The organism is Prevotella koreensis, from assembly GCF_003977605.1.
GTDB classification, from domain to species: domain Bacteria; phylum Bacteroidota; class Bacteroidia; order Bacteroidales; family Bacteroidaceae; genus Prevotella; species Prevotella koreensis.
This window is the reverse complement of the sequence record NZ_RYYU01000001.1, coordinates 1,040,990-1,050,028: the sequence shown is the minus strand read 5'-3', so window position 1 is coordinate 1,050,028 and position 9,039 is coordinate 1,040,990. Positions and strand designations below refer to the sequence as shown.

6 protein-coding genes and 5 pseudogenes are annotated in these 9,039 nt (G+C 39.5%); 6 read left to right on the top strand and 5 right to left on the bottom strand.

Annotated elements, in window-relative coordinates; all coding sequences use genetic code 11:
• Nucleotides 1-36: 36 nt before the first annotated feature.
• Nucleotides 37-384, bottom strand: a pseudogene (locus EHV08_RS04575) (IS30 family transposase); the annotation flags it as partial.
• A 604-nt stretch (nucleotides 385-988) separates the two neighbouring features.
• Nucleotides 989-1,291, bottom strand: coding sequence for a hypothetical protein (locus EHV08_RS04570; RefSeq protein WP_126678278.1), 303 nt, complete (start codon nucleotides 1,289-1,291; stop codon nucleotides 989-991).
• 470 nt (nucleotides 1,292-1,761) lie between these two features.
• On the opposite strand from EHV08_RS04570, the gene EHV08_RS04565 reads away from it, so the two are divergent.
• On the top strand, nucleotides 1,762-2,814 hold the full coding sequence (locus EHV08_RS04565; RefSeq protein ID WP_126678277.1) for an HK97 family phage prohead protease: 1,053 nt from the start codon (nucleotides 1,762-1,764) through the stop codon (nucleotides 2,812-2,814).
• Nucleotides 2,815-2,824: 10 nt separating this feature from the next.
• On the top strand, nucleotides 2,825-3,697 hold the full coding sequence (locus tag EHV08_RS04560; RefSeq protein WP_126678276.1) for a hypothetical protein: 873 nt from the start codon (nucleotides 2,825-2,827) through the stop codon (nucleotides 3,695-3,697).
• Nucleotides 3,698-4,328: 631 nt separating this feature from the next.
• Here EHV08_RS04560 and EHV08_RS04550 read toward each other — a convergent pair.
• Nucleotides 4,329-4,961: pseudogene (locus EHV08_RS04550) on the bottom strand (IS30 family transposase); the annotation flags it as partial.
• 122 nt (nucleotides 4,962-5,083) lie between these two features.
• Between EHV08_RS04550 and EHV08_RS04545 the strand changes: the two are divergent.
• The 4 genes and pseudogenes from EHV08_RS04545 to EHV08_RS04530 form a co-directional block, all read left to right on the top strand.
• The gene (locus tag EHV08_RS04545) at nucleotides 5,084-5,977 is read left to right on the top strand and encodes an IS982 family transposase (RefSeq protein WP_455430453.1); all 894 of its coding nucleotides are present in this window, start codon (nucleotides 5,084-5,086) and stop codon (nucleotides 5,975-5,977) included.
• 207 nt (nucleotides 5,978-6,184) lie between these two features.
• Complete coding sequence (locus EHV08_RS04540; protein WP_203227051.1) at nucleotides 6,185-6,691, top strand: hypothetical protein; 507 nt, start codon at nucleotides 6,185-6,187, stop codon at nucleotides 6,689-6,691.
• Nucleotides 6,663-7,078 (top strand): annotated as a pseudogene (locus EHV08_RS04535) (PcfJ domain-containing protein); the annotation flags it as partial. The gene EHV08_RS04540 and the pseudogene EHV08_RS04535, both read left to right, overlap by 29 nt.
• Before the next feature lie 27 nt (nucleotides 7,079-7,105).
• Nucleotides 7,106-7,328: pseudogene (locus tag EHV08_RS04530) on the top strand (hypothetical protein); the annotation flags it as partial.
• Between the two features lie 2 nt (nucleotides 7,329-7,330).
• Here the strand turns inward: EHV08_RS04530 and EHV08_RS04525 are convergent.
• Together EHV08_RS04525 and EHV08_RS11645 are read right to left on the bottom strand one after the other, a co-directional pair.
• Nucleotides 7,331-8,407 carry a hypothetical protein gene (locus EHV08_RS04525; protein WP_126678274.1) on the bottom strand — a complete coding sequence of 359 codons (1,077 nt, stop codon included), beginning with the start codon at nucleotides 8,405-8,407 and terminating at the stop codon, nucleotides 7,331-7,333.
• A 248-nt stretch (nucleotides 8,408-8,655) separates the two neighbouring features.
• Nucleotides 8,656-8,892, bottom strand: a pseudogene (locus tag EHV08_RS11645) (glycoside hydrolase family protein); the annotation flags it as partial.
• Between the last annotated feature and the right edge of the window lie 147 nt (nucleotides 8,893-9,039).

Genomic DNA, 9,039 nt, shown 5'->3' with positions numbered 1-9,039 from the left:
GAGGCACTGCCTGTATATGTAGAAAAATCAAGGCAGTTAGAACTGTTTAAATACTAAACTTATCCCGAACTGGCGTAATACTTGTTTAAAGAACTCGCACTTTGGTGTAGAAAAGTTTAATTTTTCTCTCGGTCTTTCGTTCAATTTCTTTTGTATCGACATAATTCTCTTGTCCGTATATTGGTTAAAGGACTCCTTTTTCGGTATATATTGTCTGATTAACTTGTTTGTATTCTCCACAGCTCCCTTTTGCCATGAACAATATGGATCAGCGAAGTACACAGGTACTCCTAAGTATTTCGTTATGTCCTTATGTGCCGCAAATTCAGGTCCATTATCAGTTGTAATTGTCTTCAGGTAGTCCTTGTATGGCAGCAACAGTTTTATGGGGCACAAAACGAAGCGTATATAACGAAAAAAATACATAACCCCTTTGTTTTTAACACTTTCAACCCAATTTCATTGGTTTACATTTAAGGGCAAAAAGTTTACATTGCTTTAATTTTGGTTTACATGAACTTTGCTTTTATGGGGGGTAAGTTGGCGTAAACTTTACATTCGGTTACAAACACTTTACATCTTAGGGTAAAAAAGTGGTTCTCCGTGCGTTCTGTGGGCTTTTCAGCCATGCAGTAAGCAATCGTCAAGGTGTGGCGTAATGGGTGCTGCAAACGGCTTGCAGTAGTGCGGTGTTCCGTGTAGGTTTGGACGGTATTGCAATGAAATAATAACGCCGTTGTAGTTATCAAAAAAACAGTGTTTAGGAAAATTGATTTATTAAATCGTTTAACGTTTGATTTCGTTCCAAATGGAATAGATTTAACATTTAAGGGTGCTTTTAACAGAAATTATACATATACACTTAGATAGACAAAGTGGGGTTAGTTTTATATTTAGTTTAAATAACTATTTGTATATTTATGCTATTTTATTGTATAAATATAACAAAAGCGCACTTTGTTAGAGTGCGCTTGTTAGATGTCTGAAATCAAATGTAAATCTCGCAAAGTTTCTTTTCTGGTTTTCCGTTGTCATGTTTACCATTGTAATACAGGTTGAGCTTTGAGAAAATCTGGTTTTCCGTAAAGTCCATTTCGTTCATGAGGACATGCAGGTAATAGTTGTCTTCATGCAGGGTGTAATCGCATCCTTTTGAATCGAGGTGCGCCTCTGTTGTCTGCATGTAGGAGTTGATGGCTTGGCGGAACTTTGAGATATACTCGAATGTGAATGTTTCGTCGAACACGATAGCCATGCGTTCCTTGCCGTCCAAATTGATTTTTGCAATCATAACTATATTTTTTAGGATTTGAAAAAAGGCACGCCTTAGGTGTCCTATGCCATATAGTAAGGCATTGGGGCGTTTCCGCTTTCCACACCATAGCGTGCAAAAAATGTCTCTTTAATAAAATCATTGTCATTGTTACTATATTTTGTAGGATGCTGCAAATATAGCGTATTTCTTTGAAACCGCCAAACATTTTCGAGGAAAGTTCAGAAAAGAACAAAAAAATATCGGGCGTAGTGAGAATAGCCTGATATTATCTTTCGACTGCCCCCTCAAGGGGTTGCATGGTGCAAAGATAGAAATAATAATCGAAAGTGGCAAATATCATTCTGCTATTTTTATAACTTTCTGCAACGCTTGCATCGTAAAAGTGTGTAACAATCGCATATTATTCTGAAAGCGACTCTACGTTTTTTTATGCTTCAAGAATTAATAAATACCTTTGCTTCAGTAACACTAAACATCAATATGATATGAGCAAAAATTCATTTATTATTTCAGACGAGAGTGTGAATAGTTACGGTTATATTGTGAAGACGGACGGAATAGACACGACCGTCTTTGAACGAAATCCCGTAATGCTTTACATGCACGAAAGAAAGACCGTCGTAGGACGGTGGGAGAATATACGCAAGGAGGGTAACAAAATGCTTGCCGATGCCGTGTTTGATGAAAGCACGGAACTTGGAAGGACGGTAAAGGCGCAAGTGGAAAACGGCTTTTTGCGCTCCGCTTCCATTGGGGTGGACATTATCGAGGACACCGTTATCAACGGCGTTAAGACAATAACTAAATGTAGCCTTTTTGAGGTGTCTATCGTGGACATTCCAGCCAATCAGAATGCGCTTAAACTCTATCGGAAAGGCAACCGTAAGCGGCTGACACTGGGAACAGCTCAAAAAGTGGAGGATTTGCATTCTGAGATAATAACGCTTCTCGGGCTTTCTGATGATGTTTCGGATGAGGATATTATTGCCGAAATTCAAACGCTGCTCAATGTGCCTGATGAGGCTTCCATAGAAGTGGAAAACGCCGTGAAAGCGGGATTTGTGGAAAGCAAGGATAAGGGCAATTTCCTGACTATGGCACGTATAAGCCCACAGACATTCCGCTCGTTTGTATCAAGAGAAAAGGAAAAGCGCAAAAAGGCTGTTTTGGCGGCTGTAGATGCCGCTTTCTTTAACAGACGGATAGGGTGTACGCAAAAAGAATTATTCGCCCGTGTAGGCAACGAAATGGGGCTTGAAACGCTTTCTTTATTGCTGGGAAGTATGCCCAAAGTATTGAAGATTAGCGAGATTTTGAGCAAAGACCGCCAAGGGTGGACGCTGACGGATTACCGCAAATATGCCCCTGACGAGTTAAGGAAGAACCCGAAACTATATGCGGAACTTATAGACAAAGAAAACTCTATTGTAGGAGGCGGAAACGGTGGCAAACAGACGCTTGACTATCTCCGCAAGCACAACCCGGAATATCTCAGGGAACACCCCGAAGAATACGAGAAACTATTGTCAAACATTTAATTCAAAGAATATGGCACTAAACAAGCAAGTTTGGATAAACCAAATCAAGGAAGGGTTTTATCCTGAAAGAAGTTTCCTTAACAAGGTTGAGAATTTTACCGACTTGGTGGATAATGACACGCTACATTTTCCGTCTGCCGGCATTGACCCTAAAGTATTGGTAAACAACAGTACTTACCCAATAAAAATAGTGGGACGTGAAGACGAAGACAACGCTATCGTACTGGATAAATTCGAGACGGAAAACACACTTGTCCGCCGTCCTGACGCTATCGAGTACAGTTACGACAAATTGGATAGCGTAATCAGGCAACACCGTTCCACGTTGCAGACTACAACGGCACGCAAGGCTGCTCATGCTTTTGCACCAAGCAAGGACACTACCGACACGCCTCTGGTACTTACCACAGGCGCAGCGGTAAGAGGACGAAAGCGTATAACGTTTGAGGATTTGTTGGCGTTGAAAGAACGTTTTGATGACGCTTTAATACCTTTGGAAGACCGTTATATCATCTTGCACTCACGACACGTTACGGACTTGCTGCTTGAGGACGTGAAACTGTTTAAGGAACTGACGGACATTAAGGACGGCGAGCCTATGAAGTTTGCGGGCTTTGGCTGTTATCAGTTCCCATTTATGCCCACCTATAAGGCAAATGCAGGCAGTTGGGAAAAGGTGGCTTATAACGACGAACAGACGGAACAGTTTGCAAGCGTGGCATTTTATGCGCATGAGGTAATGAGGGCTGACGGTGAAATCTATATGTACGCCCGTTATGATGACCCTGAAGAGCGAGGGACTATAGTTGGTTTTGACAAACGTTTTATCGCTTTACCGATTAGGGGTAAAGGTGTTGGTGCCATTATCAGTGCAACTGCATAGGATTTAGTTTAGTGTTTTATAATCTTAGGCGAATAAAAACGCCTAAGATTTTTAAAGGTATAAAGTATTATGAGTGATAAGACAAATAACAATGGCATGAAAGGAATTTCATACCAAAAACGTGTTAAGGAAATAAACGCCATATATGATAAGCATGTAAAATCAGGATTGTCTAACCGTGAAATATGGCGGAGATATATTTACCCTATATATGGAATTTCTGAGCGAGCATTATACAATTATCTTAAATGTAATTTCGAATAAATATATATATCAACGTGTTTGCAAAAGTACGAATTTGTAACACGTTGATATTCAGGCCATTATGCGATAGAACGCCATTTAAACGCTATTCGAATTTAGAACATTTCGTTTTACGGAACACTTTTCTTTACAAAAGCAAATGTTAAAGGTTACACTTGCATACAACATAACTATTTGATTATCAGTATAATACAAATGTTAAAATTTACACTACTGAGTTTTTACTTTAATTTTGCCTTGTAATGTAAACCTTTTGAACATTATTTTATTGATAATCAATTGATTAAGTATGATTTCTCGTTTCTAAACAAAAGTTAAATAGATACGCTTCGTTTTAATTTTTAGATACGCTTTGTTTTGTGGATTATAGTTTTCTAACCACCTTTGCCGGAGGCTTTGACTGCTTCCCAAATGGCAGTTTCTGCATAAGCAACATATTGGTTGATTTTTCCATCGGTGTGAGTATGGCGTTCCGGTTAGGATCGACGATTAAGTCCATCTCAAAATCTCCAAATCTCTTCCCGTCAACTTCCTTACTTCTTTCATGTATGCTCACCCTGTCCTTGATTGGAAGTTGTCCTCCCTTGGGACGATGCCTGTATTTCATCTTATGTCTTGTGTTTTCAGCAAGTTTCCCTGTTGTGTCATTGTGTATGATATTACAGATGGACCGGTGGGAAACCTTTATCCCCTCATTTATGCGCAGATACCCTGATATTTGTCTTGGAGACCACCGGTAGTTGGTAATATATTCCTTGATTCTCCGGACTAATTCGTCGGAGAGTTTGGCGTTCGTTATCGTTCTCTTTCTGCGCTGCATAGCCATATCGTGTGCCCTCGTCCAAATATACTTTCCCGATGGCGTGCTATTGCGTTTGATTTCACGTGACAGAGTTGACTGACTGATGCCGACGATGTCGGCAATTTCTTTTCTCGCTGTTTTCTTTTGGAGTAAGGCAAAAATTTGCGACCTTTGCTCCGAGATTAATTGATGATACATTTGCAATACAAAGTTAGTTAATCTTTGGGAGATTTCAGTCTCCCTTTTATATTTGTATTGCTGATTGTCTCTTTTTCCTCGCCGAGAGATGCAGACAACCTCTCGCTACGCTTCGAGAACGTCTGCATCTCTCGGCGAGGATCACTTTTTTATTGCACTTCGTTTTGGAACTTACATGTTTACCTTCTTATAACAGCAATGGAAAACGTTGTAGGAATCGTAAGGGAAGGCTTTCTGAAAGTGAAATTATGACCATCCTTGTATGCTATCATTTCGGTACATATCGTAATTTCAAGGAGTATTACCGGAACTGTATCCGTGGGTGGCTCAGGCATGAATTCCCTGCTGCCGTCTCCTATAATCGTTTTGTAGAACTCATGCCCCGTGTGTTCCTCAAGATGATGTTGTTCATGAAGCTCCATGCCTTCGGCAGGTGTACAGGCATAACGTTCGTTGACAGCACGATGATTCCTGTATGTCACAATGTAAGACGGAATTTCAACAAGGTGTTTGCCGGTCTTGCCAAGAGTGGAAAGGGTACCATGGGTTGGTGTCATGGATTCAAACTGCATCTGCTCTGCAATGATTCCGGTGAAGTGATAACATTCTGTCTTACAGGTGCAAACGTAGATGACAGGGACAGTAGAGTATGGACGGTATTTACCAAGGTTCTCTATGGAAAGGTATTTGCTGACAGAGGATACATCAAACAGGAACTTTTCGAGAATCTGTTCAGTCAAGATATTCAACTTGTGCATGGACTTAAAGCAAGAATGAAGAATAAACTTATGCCTATATGGGACAAGATTATGCTAAGAAAAAGATATATCATCGAATGCATTAATGAACTTCTAAAGAACAAAGCAAACCTTGTACATTCACGACACCGTTCCATACATAACTTTATCATGAATTTATGTTCTGCACTTACGGCATATTGTTTTTTTGAGAATAAGCCGGAGGCACTGCCTGTATATGTAGAAAAATCAAGGCAGTTAGAACTGTTTAAATACTAAACTTATCCCGAACTGGCGTAAAGCAATAAAGACAATGAATCCAGAAACCCTTAAAAACGGGGCGGAAACGAAAAGCCATACGAGTAGTAAACCTAAATTAGTAAAAACTATGTCTGATAAAATAACAAAAGATTTTTAGTAACCTATGCAAATCAGGATGTTAGTAAAGTTTCTGCAGTAAAACTATTAAGAGTAAAGCAAGCAAGAATGAAAAAAGGGGTATCTTTCATGGCTGCCGACAGAGCTGCTTTGAAAGAAAATGTCTTGCACTTTGATAACCTTGGAGTTTCAGTACTTGAGTTTACATCGGAAGAAGGAAAGAACCTTGCAAATCAGGAAGGAGTTTTGGCAGTAGAAGAAGATGTGAAGATGTATGCATTTGATATAGAACCTGAAGGATTCGATGCAGATTACGAGCCAGAAGTTTTCATCAACCAGAAGGTAATGGAAAAGTTGGAAGGAACACAGGAAAATATTGAGGGGGCAAGAGTAAAAAGCAACCTTCGCTACAAAGTTGCTTCTCTTGAAACCATTAACTTGCTCGAAGTTCAAGAAGAAGATACGGTTGTGGGAGAAAAGACAGTTCCAGAAGCAGAATCTTTGCCTTTCAACTTTGAAATGCTTTCGGATAAAAACAAACTATTTGCCGTTGAATCGTTAGCAGACGAAAAGCAAACCCAATCGCAAGCACGAGGATCTTCTCAGACAGCGTGAAAGGGAGGAGATAAGACAGAAGCAAAAGAAGGCAATGGAAGATGAAAAACGTTTCAAGGAACTCAAATCAAAATTTTTCGATATCTGTTTCACGGACGGCACAATCCAAGTCCACGTATTGGAGAGCGTGCAGAAGCATTTGGAAGAAGGTGTATCAATGCACCATTGTCTGTTTCCAACGCCTATTACCTCAAGGAAGACTCTCTTATCCTTTCAGCTACCATTGAAGGCAAGCGAATAGAGACCATTGAAGTATCATTAAGAACTTTGGAGGTAGTGCAAAGTCGTGGAGTATGCAACAAGAACACAGAATACCACGAGCAGATAGTAAACCTCGTCAATGCTAATCGAGGACTAATAAGCCGAAGAATGAAAGCGACTGCATAAAGTATGGACCATTAAACAATTAGAGATATGAAAACAGAGATAGAAAACATTATCTATAACTATGCAGATGAATTGAAAAATCGGCGAATAAAGTGAAAGCCAAATACCGAATATTCTTATTAGGGTTATCACGTGTTGTTGAGAGCTTTGCTCGAGAAATACAATAACCATATCCGACAACAAAGAGAAGTTAAGGTCAGCTATCAATAAACTAGTTAACTTAGAAAGAGTTCAGTTTCCTTTTTCGTATTACTAACCGCCTTTTTTACCTCGTAGGATGATGCTTCCCATTTTCTCGTTCCACTTCGAAATTACCTGCTTCATTCCACAAATAAAATTTTGCACAATAATTTTGAACCTTAGCTTCGGATGCATCGTAATCTGCCCTACATGATAGTTGTCATCTATCTTGTGGATACGGAAAATGAATACTTGCTTATTGTCGGCAAGTAAATGGATAAGGACTGTGTTGACCTTGTCAGCAGTGATGTAGTTCTCTTCCAAATTGTAGTCGGCGATCGCTCCTGTAACCACATCTGCGATACGGTTGAAATCGTCGAAGAAAGGCTCCACCTTGTCGTCAGGAGTGAAGGTGCAGAGTTTGAACTGTTTACCACCAAGCATGTTGTGTTGATAGTAGTTGAATATCGGTACAATTATATTGTTCTTGCCCGAGATAACCTTGTCACGGTCGCTGAACCATCCAAATATGTCTATTGACAAATTCTCCAAGACCTTCGCCGATACAAATGCGCCCAAGAATGCCGTAATTAAGATATCATTGAGCAAATTGATGTCAGGATTCTTACCGTTAAGCGTTGCGAGTAGTTGTTTTAGCTTATTTACTACGTTCTTATAATGCTCTATAATGTCTTCATTGTCAGCCGTTCTCTTCCACCCCTCATGGCAGTCGCAAATCGTTTGTAAAGTTCTTTTAACCCCCTCCAAACATTGGTTGTGCGATAGAGCAAGAAAATGCTTTCTATCATCGAACACAAACGAGAAAATCAACACGTTTTCACTCTTCAAGTAAGACAGAAAGGTTTCATTCACCGTGTTCGTCTTTTTGATGTCTGATGGTTGCATGTCGTGAATCTTCTGCTGCATTTCAGAGTGCTTTGCTTCACTCTCGAATGGCATAAGCACAAAAGTCATCACATCATTAGATTTATTCTTGTCATCGAGACAATAGTCGCTGAACATCAACCGCTTGCTGATTTTTGAGTTCTTGTTCTGATATTCGGTTATCACATTGCGAATTTCTTCTTTTGCGAAGAATTCATCCAATAAAGTATGTATAGGATGCTTTGATACTGTACAATTTTTCATATTGACAAAATGAGTTTTTGCAAAAATACTATTATAAATCGAGAAATGTCTAATCCTTGAATACTTCTTCTAGTTTCAACTTCATTTTAAGGCATTAAAAGACTATACACCTTTGCGCTTGGGTTGGGTAATAATATTTCAGGACTAATAAAATAACTTAATCTAATACATTCAAGGGAAAGGAAAATAATCCAATAGGAAAAAGCCCTTTACGAAACATTAAATATAGCAAGAGGCGTATTTGATAATCAAGGTATATAGAACAAAGCAAACTCTACTCGCCTACGCTTAACCAATCCACGCAACATTTTGCCCTTGTACCTACAAAAGGAAACGTACTCCCGATAGATGTTCCTGTCTCCAGCCTCTATTTTTTGTAGCAGTCGACTCTTGGGTCGCTTGCCATAACCGAGCAATCGCCCTACACCCACATTGTAGGCAAACAAGGTCAGCAGGAGTGTATCCTTGCCATAACCTTTGAAGTTTTATACGAAACACATTCGCAGTATCTTCTATCTTATCCGCAATGATATTCTGTGATTCCCTATTCACATACATAGAGAATATCCGAAATAAAAATCATTATTATTGGCGATTGCAAACGATATTCTATTTGTGTATCTTTGTAAATC